This is a genomic window from Neisseria mucosa (genome assembly GCF_003044445.1).
Taxonomy (GTDB): Bacteria; Pseudomonadota; Gammaproteobacteria; order Burkholderiales; family Neisseriaceae; genus Neisseria; species Neisseria mucosa_A.
This window is the reverse complement of the sequence record NZ_POWX01000006.1, coordinates 106706-128697: the sequence shown is the minus strand read 5'-3', so window position 1 is coordinate 128697 and position 21992 is coordinate 106706. Positions and strand designations below refer to the sequence as shown.

The window sequence follows — 21992 nt, the reverse complement described above, 5'->3', positions numbered from 1 at the left end:
CTGCACATCGGCGAGCCGAAACACCCCACCCCCGAAGTTATCACCAATGCACTGACCGCCTCGCTGTACGAACTGGAAAAATACCCCCTGACCGCAGGCTTGCCCGAACTGCGCCAAGCCTGCGCCGACTGGCTGCAACGCCGTTACGACGGGTTGACCGTCAATCCCGATACGGAAGTCCTGCCCGTACTCGGCAGCCGCGAAGCCTTGTTTTCCTTCGTTCAAGCTGTCTTAAATCCCGTTTCAGACGACCTCAAACCCGTCGTCCTCAGCCCCAATCCGTTCTACCAAATCTACGAAGGCGCAGCCATTCTCGGTGGCGGCGAAATCCGTTTTGCCAACTGTCCCGCACCGTCCTTCAAGCCTGATTGGAAAAGCATCGCCGAAGACGTATGGCAACGCACCAAAGTCATGTTCGTCTGCTCGCCCAACAACCCCAGCGGCAGCGTCCTGCAACTGGAAGACTGGCAAGAAATCTTTGATCTGCAAGACAAATACGGTTTCATCATCGCTTCCGACGAATGCTATTCCGAAATCTATTTCGACGGCAACAAACCCATAGGCGGCTTACAGGCAGCAGCGCAATTAGGGCGCAGCAACCGCAATATCGTCATGTTCACCAGCCTTTCCAAACGTTCCAACGTCCCTGGGCTGCGCTCCGGTTTTGTCGCAGGCGATGCCGAATTGCTTAAAAACTTCCTGCTCTACCGCACCTACCACGGCAGCGCAATGAGCATCCCTGTCCAACGCGCCAGCATCGCCGCATGGAACGACGAAGAACACGTCATCGCCAACCGCTGCCTGTATCAGGAAAAATTCGACCGCGTCATCCCCATTTTGCAGCAGGTATTCGATGTCGAACTGCCCGACGCATCGTTCTACATCTGGCTGAAAGTCCCCGATGGCGACGACTTGGCATTTGCCAAAAACCTCTGGCAAAAAGCCGCCATCCAAGTCCTTCCCGGCCGCTTTCTCGCCCGCGATACCGAATGGGGCAATCCCGGAGAAGGCTACGTCCGCATCGCCTTGGTCGCCGATGTCGATAGCTGCGTCAAAGCTGCCAAAACCATCGTTTCCCTATATCGCTGAATAAAGTGGTAATTCAATAAAAGGTGGTCTGAAAACTTTAAATCCAAGTTTTCAGACCACCTTTTTGATTTAGAGATTTCCTCCCACCCCCTTAAACTTCTCCACAAACGCCGCAATTTTCTGAAAAACGCTTTGTTTCTTCGTCAGATATTGCGGGTTGAGCGGACTCATTTTCGGCAGGATTTCGGTCAGTTCCGTACCGTTTTCGCTGGCATAGCCGCGTTTGAGCGAGCCTGTCAAATAGCGTTTGGCGGCGGTTTCGTTCAGGCCTTCGGCGGCAATCAGCTCTGCGGCTTCACTCCTCATCACCTCTTGCGCGTAGGTGTAGAAGGTTTCCAGTATGGTGGGAACGTCGGGTACTTTGTCCAAATCCGTATCGTTGATGAAATCCACAATCAGGCTTTCTTTTGCGCGTTGGCCGATACTTGCGCGGATGATGCGGCGGATTTCTTCCACCAGCTCCGCTTTGCCTTTGATTTTTTTGTGATGCTCGAAAACCAGTTGCAAGATGTAATCCAGATTGATTTCCTGCGATTTGAGCAAATCCACCTCAAAAACCACATCGTCCCAATCGATTTTTGACTGTTCTTTCTGTTCGCCTGCTTTTTGGCGGCGCAGCCAGTCGCGGATGTCGTTATAGGTGGAACGGTAGTCCTGTACTGCCCTGTCAGACGGCATCGGCACTTTCCGCATTTCCTGCACATCTTCATCGCTCAGGTAGTATTTTTCCTGAAACGCCTTCATAGCATCTTCGTCCGCCGCATCCACATTCTGCAACTCGCGCAATGCGGCAAATTCATCGTAGTTCTGCAATACGTTTTCCGCCCGCAGGTATTCGCCGAAAAGTTTGGCAAAATCTTTTTTATCTTTTTCCGTTTCGATTTTGTCGGGATCGGGGAAACGTTGGCGCAATTCTTTTGCCACATCTAAATAACCGCGCCGCGCTTCGCCGGTCAGGCTGTCGGTATAGCCGTTCATGTATTCTTCGTAACTTTTTTCCAGCACCACATTTTTGGTGTTTTTGTCGCCAAACAGGGTAATCGCATCAATGGTTGCCTGCTCCAAATCGCGGAAGCAGACAATGTTGCCGAAGGTTTTGGTGGCATCGTAAATGCGGTTGGTGCGCGAAAACGCCTGCATCAGGCCGTGATAGCGCAGATTTTTATCGACAAACAGCGTGTTCAGCGTCGGCGCGTCAAAACCCGTCAAAAACATGCCGACCACAATCAGCAAATCCACTTCCTGGTTTTTTACCCGTTTTGCCAAATCGCGGTAGTAGTTCTGAAAGGCTTTGCTGTCCGTGCCGAAATTGGTTTTGAAACAGGCGTTGTAATCGTTGATGGCAGCCTGCAAAAATTCTTTCGCGCTGCTGTCCATCGCTTCCGGTTCAAAGGTTTCATCGACAATTTCACCGACGGCATTTTGCTCTTCGTTGGCCGCAAAGGAAAAAATGGTGGCTACTTTCAACGGGTGCAGGCTGCCTGCCTGTTGTGTTTTGAACGCTTCGTAATAGCACTTCGCCGCATCCACGCTGCTGACGGCAAACATGGCGTTAAAGCCTTTGCCGCCCGCATTCAGCCGGTGCGTTTTCTGCCTGAACTGGTTCAGGATATATTGCGTGATTTCGCGGATGCGTTCGGGGTGAAGCAGGGCTTGGCGGTTTTCGGCGGCACTCAGTTTCTTCTCGTCCTGTTCCGCTTCCACGGCTTTGAACTGCGGGCGCACATCGTTGTAATCCACTTTGAATTTCAATACTTTTTCATCGCGGATGGCATCGGTAATCACATAAGAATGCAACTCCCGCCCGAACACGCCCGCCGTGGTTTCCGCGCCCAAAGCGTTTTCGGGAAAAATCGGCGTACCGGTAAAGCCGAACTGGCAGAATTTCTTGAATTTCTTTTTCAGATTTTTTTGCGCTTCGCCGAATTGCGAGCGATGGCATTCGTCGAAAATAAATACAACCTGCTGGTGATAAACCGGCAGATTATCTTCACTCTTCATCAGGTTGTTCAGCTTTTGGATGGTGGTAACGATGATTTTGTTGTCGTCTTTTTCCAAATTGCGTTTCAAGCCCGCCGTGCTTTCCGAACCGTTCACGCTATCGGGCGAAAAACGTTGGTATTCCTTCATTGTCTGATAGTCCAAATCCTTCCTATCCACCACGAAGAAAACCCTGTCGATAAACGCCGATTCCGTCGCCAGACGCGCTGCCTTAAAGCTGGTCAGCGTTTTGCCGCTGCCCGTGGTATGCCAAACATAGCCGCCGCTTTCCGGCTTGCTCCAATTCTTCGCCTGCACCGAACTGTTGATTTTCCACAAAATGCGTTCGGCAGCGGCAATCTGATACGGACGCATAATCAGCAGCGTATCATTCGTATCAAACACGCTGTAATGCAGCAAAACGCTCAGCAATACACTTTTCTGCAGGAACGTGGCGGTAAAGTCTTTCAAATCTTTAATCGGATAATTGTCCGACCGCGCCCAATTCATCGTGAAATCGAAGCTGTTTTTGTCGCGCTTGGTGGTATTGGCAAAATAGCGCGTGTCCGTGCCGTTGGAAATCACGAAGATTTGCAGGAATTTGAACAACGAATTTTCGCTGTTGAAGCTCTCTTTGCTGTAACGGTGCACCTGATTGAATGCTTCACGCACCGCCACACCGCGCTTTTTCAATTCAATCTGCACCAGCGGCAGACCGTTTACCAACACGGTAACGTCATAGCGGTTTGCATGCGTGCCCGTCTGCTCAAACTGGTTGATAACCTGCACATGGTTGCGGGCAAGGTTTTTCTTGTCCAGCAGATAAATGTTTTTCAAACGGCCATCATCAAAAGCGAAATCGTAAATATGGTCGTCGTGGATTTTGCGGGTTTTATCGGTAATGTTTTCAGACGGCCTGTCCAGATATTCCGTCAAAAACCGCGCCCATTCGTCGTCTGAAAACGCCATACCGTTCAGCCGCTGCAACTGGGCGCGCAAGTTTTCCAGCAGCCTGCTTTGGCTGTTCAAATCCTTGCGGTATTCGTAACCCTGATTCTGCAAATCGGCGATTAACTCCGCTTCCAACTGGTTTTCCGATTGGTAGCTGCCCGACTGTTCGATTTTTTCATATTGGTCGAGCACAATGAAATTCGGCGTTTCGGCGATGGGTTTGGTTTCGAGGTTCATGGATTATCTCTTTGTTCATCACTTTGAAAAAAATTATAGTTATCCAGCAAGTGTTTCAGAAGTAATTTGATAGTTTCTTGTTCTTGCCGTGTTGGTTCAATAAATTCCTCATTTGATAATGTAGAATGACTTGTAAAGTTAATAATACGTTGAAAATAGTTTTGTCTACCATCTTCAGGCAGAATCTTAGACCATTCTTCATAACCTAAAAAATTAGCTGTTTTCTCATACAGATTTCTTAGTAGAATAAAATGGAATCTCTCTACTTGTTGATTTTTTATAGCTTTTTCAATAACTCCTTTTAAGTGAAGGTGATATGAAAAACTTTTATTGGAATCCCCACGTTTTTCAAGAATATCAAAACTACCATCTTCATTTTTTAACAGAAGATAACTTCCATTTTTACTTTTCAACTTTAGTTCATTGTATAGAACGTTGTAAAATAAAACATTATGTGTGGTAATAATAAACTTTAACTCTGATTCGCTACTTTTTATCAAATCAGCCAAATCAACCGCTTGCTGAATCAGATGATTTTCATCCAAAGAGCTGACAGGGTCATCAATAAAAATATATTCCAAATCGTCAAACTGATCTGTGGAACGTCCTTCTTCGTTATCTTCTGGAATATTCAATTCAGCGATGACTTGTCTGATTAATACATAGAAAATGCTCCAAATAAAATTACTTTCTTCACCTTTGGAAATTTTGATATTTTCAATCTGCTCATCGTTACCACGGGCAAAATGAAATGAGATTTCTGAAAAATCTTCATTGAAATTAGGGTTTAATTTTTCATCTGTATAATATTGAAAGTTTTTAATAACAGCTCCATCCAGTCCATTATCTCTAAACAACCAGTCGGTAAACCTATTCTTTTGAATTTTTAATCTTGGAGCTTCGTTCGCCAACAAATCATTGTCCCAAAAGAATAAATCCTCAGTAAATGCATTATAGTAAAGAAATTTTCTTCTTGTTGGCTCTCCGTCTGACTCTTCTGAACTGGTTGGAGCAATTAAATTCTTAAACTCTCCGGATAAACGCGTTTTCCCCGTTCCGTTAAAGGCGTAGATAAGCTGAACTTTTTTATTGCTTCCTTTCAATTGTTCAGCAATTTCAGTTAAACTTTTTCCCATTATATTTCCTTATCAATATCTTCAGACGACATAATCCCAATTTCAGGCTGCCTTGGGGAAGGCAAGCAGCTGTTCGCGGTAATATTCGTATTGTTTTCGGCGCAGGGCGATTTCGTACGGCAGACCCTCGCTGATGGAGTGGGTCAGGGTATCGAATTTGTCTAGGATGGCGACGATTTTTTCCTGTTCGGGGAGTGGGGGAATGGGGATTTTAATCTTATTTAAGATTGTCTGTGTAAGGCTTGGCCTTCCTGAACCTGTATCCAATGCCATTAAATCAATTGTTCTCATAAAATAGTAGAAAAATTTCGGCTTCAATTTACTGGTGTCTATTTCTGTGTAATAGATAGTATCAACATTCCAAAAAGGGAAATCCACATAAAAAATATTTGTGATAGACCCTTTTCTTGGAATCAAAACACTAGGTTTATCATATGTAAACGTATCCACATATCCCATTACGCCGCCTGAGCCATATACAGGAATATCGCCGGAGCTCAAATTTTTCCAATCTTTCCCATTCTTAATGTTTACCACCTCCCCCAACGTCTTCCAAATCACATCTTTCAGGCGGCCTTTATAGCCATCAGCTATCCACCCCCCCCCCGATTTGATTGTCAAAATCTAAAATAAAGTCGCGGTAATACTGGTATTGGCGTTTGCGCAAGGCTAATTCTGCTTCCAGCGTAGCTTCCAGCTTGGTAAATTTGTCAAGTATTTTTACAATTTTTTGTTGGATTTCCAGGGGCGGGATGGGAATTTTGATTTTTTCGATTGAGACCCGCCCAAGCCTTGGAACGCTTGCTTTTCTAATTTGGCTTGTTAATTGGTGTCTTTCTGAAAGAAGAAAATAATATAAAAATTTGTCATGCAATATTTCTTTGGGGCAGTCAAAGTAATAACAATCATCGGCTGCCCAAAATTCAATATCGCTAAAACCGATTTCACCTGCTGCTCCTGCTGCAATCACAAAAGTCATATATGCCCTGCAATTTTGGTCGTCGTAAAACCCTAACGGTTGCAAACTATTTTGATACACAGGGTACTGGCCATTATCTTGTAGCTGGCTGCGAACCAATCTTTTACCTCTTGAGATGGGTACAACCTCCCCCAACGGCTTCCACTCCACCGATGCTGTCTGAATCATCTCAATCAATTTTTTCGCTTTGCTTTGCATATCCATGGTTGTTTTCCGTTTCTTTCCCGCTGCGGCGAGATGTGGGGCGATTGTGGGGTGGGTTTCAGCCCGCTATGTCCGTTTGCCGTTGTTTCTGCGGGCTGAAGCCCGTCCTGCTTTCAGGCTGCCTGAAATGGTGTGCAGGCTGCTTTTTCAGGTAGCCTGAATGCGGTTATTTTTTGCCGTCTTTTTTCTGTTTAAGCTGTTGCACGGCTGTTTTTTCCAACGCTTTAACGCTTTCCAGATAGGCTTGCTCCACCGGCGACAGGATGCGCGCTTCATAGGCGCGGTATTCGCGTTCGGCTTTCTGCTCTGCCTGTTTGCGGCTGATGCTGCCTGCACCCTGTAATGTGCCTTGGCCGTACAGCCCGGAAAATTTGTCCAATTCGGCTATCCAGTCGCGCATATACATGGGGCTTTGCTCCTGCGCTTTGATTTCCGCCAGGTCGAAGAAGGCGGAAACCAGACGGTTCAGGCGGAACAGTTCGTCTTCGGTCAGGTAGTTTTTGGCGATTTTGGCTTCATTCAAGGTGGGGATTGCGCCTTGAAAGGTGGTCAGCCCCATAAAGTCTTTGCTGCTGTCGGCACGGCTGTATATCAGTTCGGCTGCGGTTTGCCGGCTGGCGGCATAGTGCAGTTTGTTTTGAACGGCGGCAAAAAAGGTTTGGCTTTCGCTGCTTTTGGGGTTGTAGTCTTGGCTGGTAGCATATAAATCAAGTACTTGCCGGTATAGGGCTTTTTCGCTGCTGCGGATGTCGCGGATGCGGTTGAGCAGTTCTTTCCAATAGTCGCCGCCGCCTATGCCTTTCAGGCGTTCGTCGTCTATGGCAAAGCCTTTGGTCAGATATTCGTCCAGCCGTTCGGTTGCCCATTGGCGGAATTGGGTGCCGCGCGCGGAACGGACGCGGTAGCCAACGGCAATAATCATGGGCAGGGAATAGTATTTTCGCTGTCGTCTGATGGTTCTGCCGCCCTCTGTTTGAACTTGTAAGGATTTCTTACAAGTTGCCTCTTCTGTTAATTCTCCTTCCCGATAAACGGCTCGGATATGCTGCGTGATGCCTTGCGGTGTAATTTGGTACAGCTCCGCCAAATCTGCCTGGGTCAGCCACAGTTGTTCGTCAAATTCTTGCAAGGCGAATTGGGCAGTGCCGTCGCTGGCGGTGTAAAGGATGATGCTCATGCCTCTATCTCCGCAATGACGTCATCTATCTCGCGCCGCAGCCGTTCGATTTTGGCAACGGTTTCACTGATTTCGGCGTTGAGCTGTTTGATGTCGACGGCCTCGCGGGTGTCTTCGGCTTCAACATAGCTGCTGACGGCGAGGTTATAGCCGTTGTCTTTGACGGTTTGCTGGGCAGTGTTTTGGGCGATATGCGGCACATCGGCTTTATCGGCGAAGAGTTTGACGATTTCGGCAATGTGTTCTTCGGTTAAGACGTTGTTGTTGGTTTCTTTTTTAAAGAAGCCGCTTGCGTCGATAAATTGGATGTCGGTATTGTCTTTGTGTTTGGACAAAACTAGGATATTGACGGCGATGCTGGTGCCGTAAAAGAGATTGGGCGCAAGGGCAATCACGGTTTCCACGTAGTTGCCCTCCACCAGATATTGGCGGATTTTCTGCTCTGCACCGCCGCGATAGAAAATGCCGGGGAATGAAACGATGGCGGCGCGGCCTCTGCCGGAAAGGTAGTTCAGTGCGTGCAGGATGAAGGCAAAATCGGCTTTGGATTTCGGGGCGAGCACGCCTGCGGGGGCAAAGCGGTCGTCGTTGATTAAGGTGGGGTCGTCGCTGCCTATCCAGTTGATGGAATAAGGCGGATTGGAAACGATGGCATCAAAGGGTTTGCTGTCTTTGAGCTTGGGATTGGTCAGTGTGTCGCCCAATTCGATATGGAATTGGTTGTAATTGATGTTGTGCAGGAACATGTTCATGCGGGCTAGGTTGTAGGTGGTGTGGTTGATTTCCTGCCCGAAGAAACCTTCCTCGATGATGTGCTCGTCAAACTGTTTTTTTGCCTGCAAGAGCAGGCTGCCCGAGCCGCAGGCGGGGTCGTAGATTTTGTTGACTTTCTCCTGCCCGTGCACCGCCAGCCGCGCAATCAGTTTGGATACGTTTTGCGGGGTGAAAAATTCGCCGCCGGATTTGCCTGCGTTGGCAGCGTAGTTGGAAATCAGGTATTCGTAGGCATCGCCGAAAAGGTCGATGTGGTGGTCTTCAAAATTGCCGAAATCGAGTTCCGCCACGCCTTTGAGGACGGCGGCAAGGCGTTTGTTCTTGTCGGCAACAGTGCTGCCGAGCCGGCTGCTGGTGGTGTCGAAGTCGTCAAACAGGCCTTTGATGTCTTGTTCGGACGGATAGCCGGAGGCGGAGCTTTCAATCGCGGTAAAGATTTCTTTCAGCTTGGTGTTGAGCTCTTCGTTTTGATGGGCTTCGGCGGCAATATTGCAAAAAAGCTGGCTGGGGTAGATGAAATAGCCTTTGACTTTGACGGCATCGTCTTTGATTTCGGGCGTGATGATGCTGTCTGACATGGCAGCGTAATCAATACTGCTGTCGCCTGCCTGCATATAGTCGGTGAAGTTTTCGCTGATAAATCGGTAGAAAAGCGTGCCGAGAACGTATTGTTTAAAGTCCCAGCCATCCACCGCACCACGTACTTCGTCGGCAATTTTCCAGATTTGGCGGTGCAGTTGGGCGCGTTGTTGTATTTCGGTCATAATCGAAATCTATATAAAAGTTAAACAAGTCAAAATCGCCTGATATTTTCAGACGACCTTTGTTATGGACATTTCAAATCAAGCCAAATTTTCCAGCATCCATTTGACGTAGCGGTCGACGCCTGCTTTGACATCCAAAAATTCTTCCTTGTATCCGGCTTCGCGCAGTTTGGTGATGTCGGCTTGGGTGAAGCTTTGGTATTTGCCTTTGAGTGCGTCGGGGAAGGGGATGTAGCGGATAAGTTCTTCTTCTACCAGCTCTTTCAAGCTCATTTCAGGCTTGCCTTCGGCGGCGCGGCAGGCGTTGACGGTAGCGGCGGCGAGTTCGTTGAACTGTTGGCTGCGACCGGTGCCGAGGTTGTAGATGCCGGAGAGGTTGGGGTGGTCGAAGAAGTAGAGGTTGACTTTGGCGACGTCTTCGACGCTGACGAAGTCGCGGGTTTGTTCGCCGTTGCCGTAGCCGTCGTTGGCGCCGAACAGGTTGACGTAACCATTTTCGCGGTATTGGTTGAAATGGTGGAAGGCGACGGATGCCATGCGGCCTTTGTGTTGTTCGTGTTGTCCGTAAACGTTGAAGTAGCGGAAGCCGACAACTTGGGCGGTCAGTCCTTCTTTCATGCGGCGGCGCAATACTTGGTCAAATAGGAATTTGGAGTAACCGTACACGTTGAGCGGTTTTTCAAGTTCGCGCTCTTCGCGGAAGATTTCGCCTTTGCCGTACACGGCGGCGCTGGAGGCGTAGAGGAAGGGGATGCGCTCGTCCTGACACCAGTCCAAAAGGTCGAGCGTGTACTGGTAGTTGTTGTCCATCATGTAGAGGCCGTCGTGGTTCATGGTGTCGGAACACGCGCCTTGGTGGAAGACGGCTTCGATGTTTTCGTAAGGCAGAAGATGGCCGCGCACTTGGCGGATGAATTCGTGTTTGTCGAGGTAGTGGGCGATTTCGCACTCGGCAAGGTTTTTGAATTTTTCGCCACGGGTCAGGTTGTCAACGGCGACGATGTCGGTAATGCCGCGTTGGTTGAGGGCTTTGACGATGTTGCTGCCGATAAAGCCGGCCGCGCCTGTTACGATGATGGTCATATTGGGTTTCCTTTGATTTTTGGTTTTAGCGAAACTCGTTGCACTCGTTTCAGACGACCTTGGAAAGATGGGGTCGTCTGAAAAAGGGATTACTGCTCTTCCAATGCTTTGTTCAACTCTGCAAACGAGCAAACCGCCGTACCGAGTTTGGCGACGACGACGCCGGCGGCGGTATTGGCGAGGTGCATGGCTTCGGGCATGGTGTAGCCTGCCGCCAGCCCCAAACCCACTCCGGCAATGACGGTGTCGCCTGCGCCGGATACGTCGTAAACTTCTTGGGCGCGGGTGGGCTGGTAAATGGGTTCGCCTTCGCTGAACAGGGTCATGCCTTCTTCGCTTCGGGTCAGTAAAACGGCGGTCAGGTCGAGATGGCGGCGCAGGTTTTGTGCTTTTTCGGTCAGCTCGCTTTCGTTTTTCCAACTGCCGACCACTTCTTTCAATTCGGCGCGGTTGGGCGTAATCAGCGTGGCGCCGGCGTATTTCTCGTAATCGTCGCCTTTGGGGTCGATTAATACGGTTTTGCCCGCGTGTTTCGCCCAATCTATCATGTCGGAGATGTGCGACAGGCCGCCTTTGCCGTAGTCTGAAAAAATGATTGCGTCGTATTCGGGCAATATTTCACGGTATTTCTGCTTGATTTGCTCCAACACTTCGCGGTTGGGATGTTCTTCAAAATCAAGGCGGATAAGCTGCTGGTTGCGGGCGACGACGCGCAGTTTGACGGTGGTGGCGATTTGTTTGTCGCGCATCAGATAGGAGGCGACGCCGTCCTGCGCCATCAGCGCGTCGAGCGCGTTGGCGGCTTCGTCGTCGCCGGTTACCGACAACAGCCCTGCTTTGCCGCCCAACGAAGCGATGTTGCGCGCAACGTTCGCCGCTCCGCCCGCACGTTGGTCGATTCGTCCGATTTTCGCCACCGGCACGGGCGCTTCGGGCGAAATACGGGACACATCGCCAAACCAATAACGGTCGAGCATCACGTCGCCGACAACAAGGACTTTGGCTTGTGCGAAACGGGATTTGAGGGTTTCTTGTTGGAACTTGGTGGGCATATTACCTCCGTTGTGTTTTTTCAGACGGCCTCAACCTGTAAGGTCGTCTGAAAATCAGTTTGCTTCAAGGTTCGCCACGCGGTTCACTTCGCGCAATACGGCTACCGGATCGGCGGCTTGGGTAACGGGGCGGCCCATCACCAGATAAGTCGAACCTGCCGTCAATGCTTCGGCGGGCGTCATGATGCGGCGTTGGTCGTCGTTGTTGCCGGCAATGTCCAAACGGATGCCAGGCGTTACCAAGACAAAATCTTGCCCCAATTCGCGGCGCAGCGGCGCGGCTTCTTGGGCGGAACAGACCACGCCGTCCAAGCCCGAACTTTGCGCCAGTTTTGCCAAACGGATGACTTGTTCTTCAGGGGCGATGTTCAAACCGATTTCCGCCAAATCGCTTTGTTCCATGCTGGTCAGTACGGTTACGCCGATTAAGAGCGGCTTCGTGCCGTATCCGGCAATGGCTTCGGCAGCGGCTTCCATCATGCGGCGGCCGCCCGATGCGTGCATATCGACCATCCACACGCCCATGTCGGCGGCGACTTTGCAGGCTTGCGCGACGGTGTGGGGAATGTCGTGATATTTCAAATCGAGAAAGAGTTTGAAACCCTGATGAATCAGGCTTTCCGCCAAACTGCGCCCCGTCGCGGTAAACAGCTCTTTGCCGATTTTGATTTGGCACAACGCCGGATCAAGGTTGCGGACAAATCCGAGCGTGTCTTTTTCGTTGGCAAAATCAAGGGCAACGATGACGGGGGTGCGTTGTTGCGGAGTTTGGAAGTCGGTGATTAAAGGATTCATGGTGTTTTCGTTTTGGGTTTTCAGACGACCTTTATCGTCTTTTTCGCAGTAACAACGTAAATTCAAACCGTAGGTCGGGCATTGATGTCCGACCTACGCGGACTCAAGCCCCCGACAAACTGTTTCAGATGAATTTGAACCGGTACATCAGCCGTCATTCCCGCGCAGGCGGGAATCCATCGATAAAACTCAGTTCATCAGATTTAAACAGCGATTGCCCAAATTCAGAAATGGATTCCCGCCTGCGCGGGAATGACGCCGAATGATTATTTTTCGGTTGCAACACGCTGTTTATCAAAAACAGGTCGTCTGAAAACCTGACTTTCTGTTTTCAGAGTGCGAAGCCTGCCCGTGGGTTTATTTGCCCAATGCGCCCAATACTTCGGCTTTCACGGCTTCTACCGGCTGAGTGCCGTCAACTTTGATGTATTTCGGTGCGTGTTCGCCTTCCAGTTTGCTGTAAAAATCGACCAGCACTTCGGTTTGCTCGTGGTACACGGCAAGGCGTTTTTTGACGGTTTCTTCTTTGTCGTCGTCGCGCTGAATCAAATCTTCGCCGGTTACGTCGTCTTTGCCTTCGACTTTGGGCGGATTGTAGGTAACGTGGTAGGTGCGGCCGGAAGCCAAGTGAACGCGGCGGCCGCTCATACGGTCGACAATCACGCTGTCGGGCACGTCGATTTCAACGACCGCGTCCAAATCCACGCCCGCTTCAACCATTGCTTCGGCTTGTGCCAGCGTGCGCGGGAAGCCGTCGAACAGGAAACCGTTTTTGCAGTCGTCTTGCGCGATGCGTTCTTTCACCATGCCGATGATGATGTCGTCGCGCACCAAGCCGCCTTCGTCAATGATTTTTTTCGCTTCCAAACCCAGCGGCGTGCCTGCTTTAATCGCAGCGCGAAGCATGTCGCCGGTGGAGATTTGCGGAATGCCGAACGCAGCGGTGATGAATTGTGCCTGAGTGCCTTTGCCCGCGCCCGGCGCGCCTAACAATAATACTTTCATAGGTGTTCCTTCTTGTTAAGTGATATGGATTTGAAACATGATTCAAATGATTTTACACGGCTTGCGTTTATCGTTCAAAACTTCAGACTGCCTGTTCCGCGCCGAAATGTTTCCATGCGTCATCGCGCATTTCGGCAAACCATGTGTCTTCGGGAAAACGCTCCAATGCGTCTTTCAAAGTGGAAAGCAGGTTTTGCGATAAAGTCTTCGCCAAATACTCTTCCTCGTTGGCTTCCGCCGCCTTGTCCGCCTGCTGCGCCAAACCGCGCGCGCGCGTCTGATGCCCGTGTGCCAAGTAGTTGAGCGCAATCACCTTTTGCGCCCAAAGCTGCGGAATCTCGGGGCTGTCTTGCAGCAAAACCGACAAAATCGACACGGCAACCGTCAGCCTGCCGCCGTTCAGGCGCAAATCCAGCGAACGGTTGGGCGGCAGCGTACTGAGCGTTTCCGCTATACGGAACCAAAACTCGCCGCTGGCTTCGTCCGGCGCGGCGGCTTTCAACATTTCATAGTTAAACTCTTGGTCGTCGTTTTGAACCAGCAGGGCAACATCGGCAAGCAGTTTTTGCTCCTCGCGGCTCAAATGGCGTAAATCGGTCATAAAGGGCTTTCTGTCGGTGTTTGGGTAGAACGGATTATCGGGTTTGGTGTTTACTGAAAAACAGCTTTTTACGGCTCATCATTTTCAGACGACCTATCTCTCTGCTCTAGGATGGCGATAAGGTTCGTCCAAATGATAAGGTTTCTTTTTAAATCTTTCCCATTTGACTTTCGGATGGTCTTCTGACGAATCGAACACATTGCCGCCAGTCGTTCTCTTTCGCTTCCCAGTCAGATAATTGTCGCTGTACTCCTCAATTTCGCCTGAAGCTCTGTTATGTTGGGAATTGGTATACCCAATCAGAAGAAAGCGGTCGTTTTGGTAACGGAATAGGTAGGCACTGTCACCCATCCACCAGCTTCCGCAACTGTAAAACCACTGCAAACTCACTTTCAGACGACCTTTATCGATGGATACATCAGAAAACGGATCGTCAAGACAGCCATTATCTTTATCGCTTTCAGGCGGAATCAGCGTTGTGTTTTCGACAGCCGTTTTGTAACCGTCTGCCTGCTTAAACAATACTTTCAACATCCTCGGATTGGTATCCAATTCAGGTAGTCCCATAGAGTCTTTTGGGATGATGTTTGCCTTGTCTTGCTTTTGCAGCACCAAAACGGCATCGGCTTGATTGTCGCCGTTTAAATCTCCCTTCACGCTTTTGATGATTTTCCAACCTTTTGGAACGTGCGCGGAAAAACCGGCGGCGCAAACAGGCAGGGCGATGCAGGATAAAAATATCAATATGCTGCGTTTCATAGCAATTCCTGATGGTAGAAAATTCAAGCAGTCCGTAGCGCGGGCTTGGCTCGCGAAATCTAATGCCGAAACCGACTGATTTCGGATTTTAGCGAAACTCGCTTCGCTCGTTTTCAGACGACCTCGAACGCAGCCCTGACCCTGTCCAAATCCTCTTGCGTATCCACACCGGCTGCGGGGGCTTCTTTGGCAGTTTCGACGGCAATCGGGTAGCCGTGCCACAGGACGCGCAGTTGTTCCAGCGATTCGATGGTTTCCAGCGGCGAGACGCTCATTTCAGTGTAACGTTGCAGAAAACCGGCGCGGTAGGCGTAAATGCCGATATGGCGCAGGACGGCGGTTTCGGCGGGCAATTCGCGTTTTTCGGCGCGCATGGCATCGCGCGGATAGGGAATCGGGGCGCGGCTGAAGTAGATGGCGTTGCGGTTTTTATCAAGGACGACTTTGACGACGTTGGGATTCATAAATTCGTCGAAATCGTGCAATTCGTGCGCCGCAGTTGCCATCTGCACGTTGTTTTCCACCAAGACTTCGGCGGTGCGGTCGATGAGTTCGGGGGCAATCAGCGGCTCGTCGCCCTGTACGTTGACGACCACCAGATGTTGCGGCAGCTTCAGCGCGGCAGCGGCTTCGGCAAGGCGGGTCGTGCCGCTTTCGTGCCGGTTTGAAGTCATGACGACTTCAACGCCGTGCGCCTGACAGGCCGTCTGAATATCGGGATGGTCGGTGGCAACGACGACGCGCGCGGCTTTGCTTTTTGCCGCCTGTTCGGCAACGCGCACGACCATCGGTTTGCCGTGGATGTCCGCCAAGGCTTTTCCGGGCAGGCGCGATGAATCCAGCCGCGCCGGAATCAATACGACGAATTCGGTCATGCTTTGAGTTCCTCTTCGCTCAACGCTCGTGCTTCGTTTTCCAGCATATAGGGAATGCCGTCTTTAATCGGATAAGCCAGCTTCGCCTGACGGCTCCACAATTCCTGTTTGTCCTGATGATATTCCAGCCTGCCTTTGGTAACGGGGCAGACGAGGATGTCTAAGAATTTTTTTTCCATGGGGTTTCTTTCGTTTGATAAATTGGAGGTCGTCTGAAATATTTTCAGACGACTATAATTTATTTCTTATGCTTTTTCCCAACCTGTTTGGCTTGTTTACAGCTTGTATCAGGGTTTTTGCCGTCACACATGATACCTTGTATCTCTTTCGCAAATTCAGGCATATGACGCTGTACAGCTTTTTCTGTTAATGCAAATCCAAACGTCGATATTTCACTCATCGCTTGATTGAGCATAAGAGGCGTCTTGGCAACAACAGCCTGCCCGATAGGCGAACTATAAAAGGCAATCATGCTGTCAACTTCTTCTTGCGTGTATGTCGATTTAGCATGCTTTAATAAAGTATTGCGGACAGTTTGTTTCACTTCGGGCGTTATCAAATCTCTCAAAACATTTTCGCGATAACGGTCAATAGCTTTTGCCATTTGCTCTTTTTTCGCTTCCGGTATTTTGGCAAGGGCTTTATCTGCATATGGTTTAAATCCAATATTGAAACTGTTAATCATATTTTTTTCCATATCCCGGTCAAAATTCTGCGTATCCAACCAACGCTCCAACGACGCGTCGCTGGGTGTAGCGGCAAATGCGTTGGCACACAATGCCAGCGCGGCGAAGGGAAATAACAAGGTTTTCAGTTTCATCTTTTTCTCCTGTTTAAGGTTTAGGGGGTACATTCTTCAGACAATATTTTTTTAATTTCGTTTTCAAATTCAATTAGGTAGTGTTCGCTAATTGTTTCTATTTCTTTCATATCCGCTTCGCTTGCCCCTATATTGGCGAGTTTTTTTATGAATGCCGAATTTTTCTCAACGATAGATTGTCCTACGGGAGTCTCGTAAAACGCAATCATGGCATCAATCTCTTGTTGAGTGAACTCGTCCTTGGCAACTTTTTTTATTTCTTTCATTAATTTGTTTCTAAGTTGCGGTGTGAAATAAGCTTTAAACACTTTGTTCATATAACGGTCTGACGCGGCTTGTAATTGCGGCTGCAGTTCCGGTGGATATGAGGAGATGATCGGTTGCATGAGCTGTCGGTTTTGTGCTTCCGCCATGTTGGTCAAATTTTTGAGAAAGTCGCGTTCGATATGCTGGACTTCCATCCATCTATTTAAAGACTTATCGCTTGGGGGCGCGGCTGTTGCGGCGGAACAGGCGGCAATGGCAACGAAAGTGAGCAGCAGTTTTTTCAGGTTCATAAATTTCCTTATTATTCAAGACAAACAGCAACAAAGAATCAATTGATTTCAGACGACCTGTCGGGAATCTTTCAGCCGTTCCAACACAAACGCCGCCAAATCAGGTTCGATTATCGCACAAACAGGCAACACCCATACATGATTCAGATTGAGGCCGTCTGAAAACTTGACCGCATCCTTTTCCGTAATAATCACCGCGTCCGCATCCGGCAAATCTGCCGCTGCGATGTCGGCATGGTCGGGCAGTGCGACGGTTTGGTTCAACGTGATGCCCATGCTCCGCAATGAATCGAAAAAGCGCTCCGGCTTGGCGATACCTGCCACGGCGGCGACGGTTTGATTTTTCAGACGGCCTGTGTCCAGTATTTCAGACGGCTTGTTCAAACGGTAAATCCGTCCCGTTTCAATGCGGCTGTGAAACATATTTTCAGACGGCGCAAACGACGCATCCGCCTTGCCACCGCTGACAACGACTGCATCCACCGAATCCAGCCGCGACAAAGGTTCGCGCAAACTGCCGTTGGGCAATAAATCCAAATCTGTCCGCCCCGTATCCGCCGCCGGAAACACCGCGATTTCCACATCCCGCCGCAGGGCGTAATGCTGCAAGCCGTCGTCCGCCACAATCAGCCCGATGTCGGGGTGCGCCGCCAGCAACGCCCTGCCTGCCTCTGCGCGGCTGTTGCCCACCGCCGTCGGCGCGCCGGTTTTACGGAACAGCAGCAAAGGTTCGTCGCCCGCATCTTCCGCACGGCTCGCGGCATTCAATACATGAACCGCCTTGCTCTTGCGCCCGTAACCCCGGCTGATGATGCCGACCTTGACGCCTTTTTCCTGCAAGCCCGATACCAGCGCGGCGACAATCGGCGTTTTCCCCGTCCCGCCCGCGTGGATATTGCCGACCACGACCACGGGCACGGGCAGCTTTTCGCTTTTCAGACGACCTGAAACGAAATCATCGCGCCGTTTCGCCGCAATTTTGGCAAACAGCTTGGATAAGGGTTTGAGCAGTAAAGATAAAAACCGATTGGGGCGTTGCCAATGGCGTTCGATGATTTGATGGAGTTTGGGCATTCGGGCATCTTTTTGTGTATGGGATAAGGGAAATATCCAAAACAGGCAAACCTTATTTTTTTGGATAGTTCACTTTCCCTAAATTATCAATAGAAAGTTTTTTCTGACTCACAAGCACATTAATTAATTTTTCAATATGGTCATCCGATAATTTCAGAATGGATTTGAAAGAATTGATTATTGCTTTTTTGGTTTTGGGTTTATTTTTAGCTGACTTATTAAAAAAATTCTGTACTGCATTCATTATTTTAATGTCTTCTTCTTTGCTCATAATATCAATCCGTTTCGGAATTTGAATCTCCAAAGGAAAAGGGGCATATTCTATCTTGTCGCCTTTGATACGTATCAATTGCTGGGATTCGCAGTATTTTAAAATATCATCTAATGTATTTTCTTCCACTTCCAAACAAAATATTTTAGATTGCGAACGCAGAACATTTCTAGCGCCCTGTACCGTTTTACTTTTTGATTCAATCAGCTTGCACGTCAACTTCTCTAAAATATCATTACTGCTGATGTGATAATTCACAAAATTAGTATCAGGATTGAACGAAATCAGTTTTTTATTAAGCAGACTTTGGATAATTTTCCCAACTATTTCATTTTGTTGTTCTTGATTAAAGGGGATCAATTCTTGATACAAAACAGAATGCAAACGCGATTCCAAATTGTGAAAAACAGTCGGTCTGAAAGCACTGGGCGGAATTAATGCTGCAATTACCTTTCGTACGCATAAATTAATAAATGTAGGAGATTGATGTAAAGCAACAGTTTCAGAATACACAATTTCCGTATCTTTGACGGGGTGCTTATTCTCTGAAAGATTAGGTTCTTGTCCTATCTGTTGTTTTTTCATTTCCAACAACAATTCCTCATTCTTCCCTGCATCCTCCAAACTTCCCAATCTGACAATACCCTTACACAAATGCGTATCTTCCAAATGTTCGACTAAAACATCAAATCCCCCGTCCCTCGAAAGAATGCATATCAATGCCTCCTTGTCCTGTTCCGTAATCTTCCCTAAATAATAGGCAAGATAAAAATCCAGAGCATTTTTGCCTGTCTTTGCAACCCGTACGAAATGAACATTTTTCCCAAACCTGCATAAGGCTTCGCAAAGCTCCACCGATAAAGTTTTTTGTTGCAGCTTTCCCAGAAAAAGCCAGATATGGCAGTTTTCTTCACCCACTCCGCTCAATTGCGATGCTTCCGGTTGGACGTTTTCAAAATCAATCAAAATATGTTTCATAACAGTATCCCGTAATGTTTTCGTTTATAAGTTGGACAATATACTATTAAAATAATATCCGGCAAAGACTTCTTTCAGACGGCCCTTTCCGCACAAATGCCGCCCGAAACCCCTTATAATCCGACCTTTCCCTATTCTTCCCGCTCCCAATGTCCGAACTCTTCGCACCCTCCTCCATTTCCGTATCCGAACTCAACGCCCTCGCCAAAGCCCTGCTGGAAGACCATCTTGCCGGTTTGTGGATTGCGGGCGAAGTGTCCAATCTGACCCGTGCCGCCAGCGGGCATTATTATTTCTCGCTCAAAGACAGCCGCGCGCAGGTGCGTTGCGCGATGTTCAAGGGTGCGGCGGCGCGTTTGGCGAAACCTTTGAAAGAAGGTGACCATATCGAAGTGGCGGGCAAAATCAGTATTTACGAGGCGCGGGGCGAATTTCAGATTACGGTGAACGAGGTGCGGCTCAAAGGCTTGGGGCAGCTTTACGAAGCCTACGAGCGGCTGAAGGCGCAGTTGCAGGCGGAGGGCGCGTTTGCGGCGGAACGCAAGAAACCTTTGCCCGCCCGAGCGCAATGTATCGGCATCGTAACTAGTCTGGCGGCGGCGGCATTGCGCGATGTCGTTACCACCTTGAAACGCCGCGCGCCCGAAATTCCCGTAATCGTTTATCCGACCGCCGTTCAAGGCGCGGGCAGCGAGTTTCAGATTGCCCAAGCGATTAAAACCGCCTCGCAACGCGCCGAATGCGATGTGTTGATTGTCTGTCGCGGCGGCGGCAGCATTGAAGACTTGTGGGCGTTTAACGAAGAACCGGTCGTGCGCGCCATCGAAGCCTGCGCGATTCCCGTCGTCAGCGGCGTGGGACACGAAACCGATTTCACGCTTGCCGATTTCGTCGCCGATGTGCGCGCGCCCACACCGACCGGCGCAGCGGAACTGGTCAGCCCCAACCGCCAAGAATCATTACACCGCCTCGCCCAGGCCAAAGGTCGTCTGAAAACCGTTTTGGAACAACGCTATTTCGATGCCAGTCAAAAGCTCGACTGGCTCGCGCGGCAAATCCGCCATCCGCGCCAAAAACTCGACGAACAGCGCACCTACATTCACAAACTGGCGCAAACCCTGTCCTACTCGATGACGCAAAACGTCCGCGCCCACACCGCCCGTTTCGAACGCCAAACCCAAGCCCTGCAACATTTCCGCCCCGATATTTCCGTTTACCGGCAAGACATCGACCGCTTTCAGACGACCTTGTCGCACGCCTTCCGCCAACTGCTCGCCCAGCGCCGCCAAAGCCTGACCGCCCAAACCGCCCTGCTCGAAGCCGTCTCGCCGCAGCAGATTCTGGAACGAGGCTTCTCCGTCGTTAAAAACACACGCGGACAAGTCATCCGCAACACCAACGCATTGAAACAAGGGCAGAAACTGCACATCACTTTTGCCGACGGCGAAACCGACGTGCGCGTGACCAAAGAGCAGGCACAGCGGGAATTGTTTGATTAATCGTTGATTTGACTGACGAAGGTCGTCTGAAAACAGGGTCGATTAAAATAGAAACTGCTCTTGCCGTCATTCTCACGCAGGCGTGAATCCGGAGATTTGGAATAATGGCGTTCCAAATCCTTCCGAAAACCAAAAATCTGAATTCCTGCCTGCGCGGGAATGACAATCCTTGTGCTTTTTCTTTGACTCCACTCTTCAAATATTCGCTTTGATAAAATTTGATCTGCTTTTTTTCAGACGACCCGTCCCTCACGAATCCCTTTTGCCGATATGGTAAGAATGCCAAGTCCGTAGGCCAATCATGATCTTCGCGGGCAAAGCTCATGCTACACGCTATTGTTTGGTTGTTCGGATTTGATAAAAATACGGCAATTTACGGCTGATTGTTCCTGTTTTTAGAAAGACAGCAAAACTCATATTTCGGTAAAAAGGTCGTCTGAAAATGAACAAACCAAGCGGTATTCACACATTTTCAGACGACTTCCTGCACATTCCGGAATCATTTTCATCTCAATACGGTATAATCCCTCCATCTGCTTTGTACTGCATCATCAAACGATTATGGACAACATGCAAAACCAACCGCCAATTCCGCCGCGAAATTCGTTGCGCCGCAACAGTATTTACCTGCTACCCAACTCCTTTACCATCGCCGCGTTGTTCTGCGCCTTTTTCGCCATCACCCAATCCATGCACGGGCGTTATGAGACGGCAGCGATTGCAGTATTCCTCTCCATGCTGCTCGACGGCATGGACGGTCGCGTGGCGCGGCTGACCAACAGCCAAAGCGCGTTCGGCGAACAGCTAGACAGCCTTGCCGACATGGTCAGTTTCGGCGTCGCCCCCGCCTTGATTGCCTATAAATGGCAGCTTTGGCAGTTTGGCAAAATCGGTTATTCCGTCGCCTTCATCTACTGCGCCTGCGCCGCCCTGCGCCTCGCCCTCTTCAACACACTCATCGGCAAAGTCGATAAACGCTGGTTCATCGGCGTTCCCAGTCCGACCGCTGCCGCGTTGATTGTCGGTCTGATTTGGGTCAACCACAGCATCGAACGCTTCCCCGGCGTACATTGGTGGGCTTTGGGCATCACGCTTTTCGCCGGTATTTCCATGATTGTCCAAATCCCGTTTTGGAGCTTTAAAGAAATCAACATCCGCCGCCAAGTCCCGTTTATGGGCATGGTGCTTGCCGTGTTGGTATTGTTGCTCATCAACTGGAAACCTTCGCTTGTACTTTTCCTGTTTTTCCTGGGTTACAGCCTCTCCGGCTACATCATGGCAGTATGGCGTTGGTTGAAAAAACGCCGTAAAACAAAAAAGGTCGCCTGAAAA

Annotated in this window: 21 protein-coding genes; 3 read left to right on the top strand and 18 right to left on the bottom strand. The window is 49.5% G+C overall.

The annotated features are described in order from the left end of the window. The coding region (gene dapC, locus DBY90_RS05470; protein ID WP_107986698.1) for a succinyldiaminopimelate transaminase at positions 1–1089 on the top strand (1089 nt) is incomplete at its 5' end. Positions 1090–1158: 69 nt separating this feature from the next. On the opposite strand, the gene DBY90_RS05465 is transcribed toward dapC, so the two are convergent. The 18 genes from DBY90_RS05465 to DBY90_RS05380 form a co-directional block, all read right to left on the bottom strand. After that, entirely contained in the window at positions 1159–4257 is a 3099-nt protein-coding gene (locus DBY90_RS05465) for a type I restriction endonuclease subunit R (protein ID WP_107986696.1), read from the bottom strand. Continuing rightward, positions 4254–5393, bottom strand: a complete 1140-nt coding sequence (locus tag DBY90_RS05460) for an AAA family ATPase (RefSeq protein WP_107986694.1) — start codon at positions 5391–5393, stop codon at positions 4254–4256. Before DBY90_RS05460 ends, DBY90_RS05465 begins: the two co-directional genes overlap by 4 nt. Positions 5394–5435: 42 nt before the next feature. Beyond that, entirely contained in the window at positions 5436–6017 is a 582-nt protein-coding gene (locus tag DBY90_RS05455) for a restriction endonuclease subunit S (protein WP_411713447.1), read from the bottom strand. After that, on the bottom strand, positions 5980–6576 hold the full coding sequence (locus DBY90_RS05450) for a restriction endonuclease subunit S (protein ID WP_107986692.1): 597 nt from the start codon (positions 6574–6576) through the stop codon (positions 5980–5982). The genes DBY90_RS05455 and DBY90_RS05450 overlap by 38 nt, the downstream gene beginning before the upstream one ends. Positions 6577–6742: 166 nt before the next feature. Then, the gene (locus DBY90_RS05445) at positions 6743–7753 is read right to left on the bottom strand and encodes a virulence RhuM family protein (RefSeq protein ID WP_107986690.1); all 1011 of its coding nucleotides are present in this window, start codon (positions 7751–7753) and stop codon (positions 6743–6745) included. Next, the gene (locus DBY90_RS05440) at positions 7750–9291 is read right to left on the bottom strand and encodes a type I restriction-modification system subunit M (protein ID WP_070493913.1); all 1542 of its coding nucleotides are present in this window, start codon (positions 9289–9291) and stop codon (positions 7750–7752) included. The genes DBY90_RS05445 and DBY90_RS05440 overlap by 4 nt, the downstream gene beginning before the upstream one ends. Before the next feature lie 78 nt (positions 9292–9369). Next, a complete protein-coding gene (gene rfaD, locus DBY90_RS05435; protein WP_070493909.1) occupies positions 9370–10374 on the bottom strand; it encodes an ADP-glyceromanno-heptose 6-epimerase in 1005 nt (334 codons plus the stop codon). Positions 10375–10463: 89 nt separating this feature from the next. Continuing rightward, on the bottom strand, positions 10464–11426 hold the full coding sequence (hldA, locus tag DBY90_RS05430; RefSeq protein WP_101809647.1) for an ADP-heptose synthase: 963 nt from the start codon (positions 11424–11426) through the stop codon (positions 10464–10466). A gap of 54 nt (positions 11427–11480) precedes the next feature. Continuing rightward, entirely contained in the window at positions 11481–12221 is a 741-nt protein-coding gene (gene pyrF / locus DBY90_RS05425; RefSeq protein ID WP_107986686.1) for an orotidine-5'-phosphate decarboxylase, read from the bottom strand. Positions 12222–12578: 357 nt separating this feature from the next. Further along, positions 12579–13226 (bottom strand): adenylate kinase, encoded by a 648-nt coding sequence (gene adk, locus DBY90_RS05420; RefSeq protein WP_002232195.1) that lies wholly within the window; start codon positions 13224–13226, stop codon positions 12579–12581. Between the two features lie 82 nt (positions 13227–13308). Next, a complete protein-coding gene (locus DBY90_RS05415) occupies positions 13309–13827 on the bottom strand; it encodes a 3-deoxy-manno-octulosonate cytidylyltransferase (protein ID WP_070493903.1) in 519 nt (172 codons plus the stop codon). 93 nt (positions 13828–13920) lie between these two features. Then, positions 13921–14586 (bottom strand): hypothetical protein, encoded by a 666-nt coding sequence (locus DBY90_RS05410; protein WP_070493899.1) that lies wholly within the window; start codon positions 14584–14586, stop codon positions 13921–13923. A gap of 113 nt (positions 14587–14699) precedes the next feature. Then, entirely contained in the window at positions 14700–15461 is a 762-nt protein-coding gene (gene kdsB / locus DBY90_RS05405) for a 3-deoxy-manno-octulosonate cytidylyltransferase (protein ID WP_070493896.1), read from the bottom strand. After that, positions 15458–15640: a Trm112 family protein gene (locus tag DBY90_RS05400; protein WP_002221286.1), complete on the bottom strand. Its 183-nt coding sequence runs from the start codon at positions 15638–15640 to the stop codon at positions 15458–15460. Before DBY90_RS05400 ends, kdsB begins: the two co-directional genes overlap by 4 nt. A 59-nt stretch (positions 15641–15699) precedes the next feature. Continuing rightward, a complete protein-coding gene (locus DBY90_RS05395) occupies positions 15700–16281 on the bottom strand; it encodes a DUF2059 domain-containing protein (RefSeq protein ID WP_070494015.1) in 582 nt (193 codons plus the stop codon). A 20-nt stretch (positions 16282–16301) separates the two neighbouring features. Beyond that, positions 16302–16838 (bottom strand): DUF2059 domain-containing protein, encoded by a 537-nt coding sequence (locus DBY90_RS05390; RefSeq protein WP_003756150.1) that lies wholly within the window; start codon positions 16836–16838, stop codon positions 16302–16304. Positions 16839–16886: 48 nt separating this feature from the next. After that, a complete protein-coding gene (gene lpxK, locus DBY90_RS05385) occupies positions 16887–17912 on the bottom strand; it encodes a tetraacyldisaccharide 4'-kinase (RefSeq protein ID WP_107986684.1) in 1026 nt (341 codons plus the stop codon). 52 nt (positions 17913–17964) lie between these two features. Beyond that, on the bottom strand, positions 17965–19161 hold the full coding sequence (locus DBY90_RS05380; RefSeq protein ID WP_107986682.1) for a PIN domain-containing protein: 1197 nt from the start codon (positions 19159–19161) through the stop codon (positions 17965–17967). 149 nt (positions 19162–19310) lie between these two features. On the opposite strand from DBY90_RS05380, the gene xseA reads away from it, so the two are divergent. Together xseA and pssA are read left to right on the top strand one after the other, a co-directional pair. After that, positions 19311–20660, top strand: coding sequence for an exodeoxyribonuclease VII large subunit (xseA, locus tag DBY90_RS05375; RefSeq protein WP_107986680.1), 1350 nt, complete (start codon positions 19311–19313; stop codon positions 20658–20660). Between the two features lie 561 nt (positions 20661–21221). Further along, positions 21222–21989, top strand: coding sequence for a CDP-diacylglycerol--serine O-phosphatidyltransferase (gene pssA, locus DBY90_RS05370; RefSeq protein WP_003743957.1), 768 nt, complete (start codon positions 21222–21224; stop codon positions 21987–21989). Positions 21990–21992 lie beyond the last annotated feature (3 nt).